The sequence below is a fragment of the Mesorhizobium sp. M4A.F.Ca.ET.050.02.1.1 genome, assembly GCF_003997725.1.
In the GTDB taxonomy this organism is placed as follows: domain Bacteria; phylum Pseudomonadota; class Alphaproteobacteria; order Rhizobiales; family Rhizobiaceae; genus Mesorhizobium.
The window spans coordinates 1-1943 of record NZ_RZSG01000127.1 but is presented as its reverse complement, the minus strand read 5'-3'; the positions used below and the strand labels follow the sequence as shown (position 1 = coordinate 1943).

Below are 1943 nucleotides of genomic sequence, written 5' to 3'. Positions count from 1 at the left end.
AGCGGCAGCCAGACATTGTCGAAGACGCTCGCCCAGGGCAGCAGCGTCGGCTCCTGGAAGACAAATCCGATGTTCGACCGGTCGATATTGCCGCGCCAGTCGAGCAGCCCCGAGGTCGGCGTCGACAGGCCGGCAATAAGCCGCAGAGCCGTCGACTTGCCGCAGCCCGACGGTCCGAGCAGGCTGAGGAAGTCGCCTTCCCGGATTGTCAGGTCAACGTCGCTCAGCGCCGTCACACCGTTGGAAAAGGCCTTGCCGACATTGCGCAGCGCCAAGAGCATCGGGCCTTCGCCCGATGCCGTTGCCGGCGCCTGCGCCACTTTTTCCAGCTTCACGGTTACTTCTTCAGGTCCAGCCCGACGCCCTTGTTGATGAAGGCCAGCGTATAGGCCTTCTTGATGTCGATGCCCGGCTGCGCCACCTTGGCCTTGACCATCTTGTCGTAGAAGCTCTGGATACGCGCTTCCGTCATGGCGCCGATGCCGAGCTTTTCGGTATCGCCGGAATCGACCACGCCGAACTTCTTCAGCTGCTCGATCGAGAAGGCGATCTGCTCATCCGTCATATCCGGATTGTCCTTCTTGATCAGGTCGTTGGCGGCCTTGTTGTCGCCGTAGAGATAGTTGTACCAGCCCTTGGCCGAGCCATCGACGAAGCACTGCACCACCTCGGGCCGCTTGTCGATCGTGTCCTGCATGACCTCGACGGTGGTCGCGTAGGTATTCCAGCCATAGTCGGCGAGCAGGAACTGGTTCGGCACGAAGCCGCCCGCCTTCTGCACCGCGAACGGTTCCGAGGTGACGTAGCCCTGCTGGATCGACTTCTTGTTGGCGATGAACGGCGCCGGGTTGAACGTGTAGGGCACGCGCTTGGCGGCATCGAAGCCGAGCTCGGTCACCATCCACTGGAAGAAGGTCTGCGCACCCTCGTCGCCGAGGATGTACTGGTCGGCGTTCTTCAGGTCCTCCCATTTGTCCAGCCCCTGCCCCGGCTGGGACATGATCACCTGCGGGTCCTTCTGGAAGTCGGCGGCGACAACGCGCATCGGAATGCCCTGCTGCACGGCGTCGAAGGCCGACAGAAGGTTGCCGCCCATGTAGAAATCGATCTTGCCGGCCAGCAGCATCGGCCGGCCGCTGACCTGCGGGCCGCCCTGCATGATGGTGACGTCGAGGCCGCACGCGGCATAGGTGCCGTCGGCGACCGCCTGGTAGTAGCCGCCATGCTCCGGCTCGGCCAGCCAATTGGTGCCGAAGGTGACTTTCTCGTTGGCGGCCGCGCCCAGCGTGCCCGCCGCAAGCAGGACGACAGCGCCCGCCAAAATCTTCCGTTTTCCGACCATGAACATCACCCTCAATTTGCTCCGACGCGCTGCGCGCCGGGCTCAACACCATTGGTTCAAGAAGCAAGACACATGCCACCGCCTGGGCCGCCTGCTTGCGCGACAGTCGCTGCGAGGAGCGAACGGGTCATGCTGTACGAAGGGCATCGTGCCTATTTTTTGGACGCCTGTCCATAATCGCAAGGACGATGGGCACAGCCATCTTGAAGGCGTCTTTGATCGTGCCTTACCTAAAGCCCGTCGCGCCTGAACGGCACTAATGCGACGCGCTTTAGGTTGTTGTTTCATGCATGTCGTTATCCCAAAACCGCTGCACACTTTTGGGCGACATGCATTAGGCTGAGACAGGAGATTGCCATGTTCCGATTCCTCGCGCCGAAGTCGATCAAGCCGCCCTTTGCCCGCTACAGCCACGGTGTCGAAGTGCCTCCCGGCAAGCGTCTGGTGCTGTGTTCAGGCCAGGTCGCCATGACCGCCGACGACCAGATTCCGGATGACGCCGGGGCGCAGGCGGAACTCTGCTTCGCAAACGTAGCGGCGATTCTCGGCGAGGCAGGGCTTGGCCTTGCCGACATCGTGCGCATCAACACCTATGTCACCG

General features: G+C 62.1%; 3 protein-coding genes. 1 reads left to right on the top strand and 2 read right to left on the bottom strand.

The window, feature by feature from the left end; all coding sequences use genetic code 11:
* Both EOA33_RS40420 and EOA33_RS11580 read right to left on the bottom strand, forming a co-directional pair.
* The coding region (locus tag EOA33_RS40420) for an ATP-binding cassette domain-containing protein (protein ID WP_245482308.1) at nucleotides 1-335 on the bottom strand (335 nt) is incomplete at its 3' end.
* Nucleotides 336-337: 2 nt separating this feature from the next.
* Nucleotides 338-1342 (bottom strand): ABC transporter substrate-binding protein, encoded by a 1005-nt coding sequence (locus EOA33_RS11580; protein WP_126054060.1) that lies wholly within the window; start codon nucleotides 1340-1342, stop codon nucleotides 338-340.
* A gap of 357 nt (nucleotides 1343-1699) precedes the next feature.
* On the opposite strand from EOA33_RS11580, the gene EOA33_RS11575 reads away from it, so the two are divergent.
* A partial coding sequence (locus EOA33_RS11575) for a RidA family protein (RefSeq protein ID WP_145989116.1) occupies nucleotides 1700-1943 on the top strand: 244 nt, incomplete at its 3' end.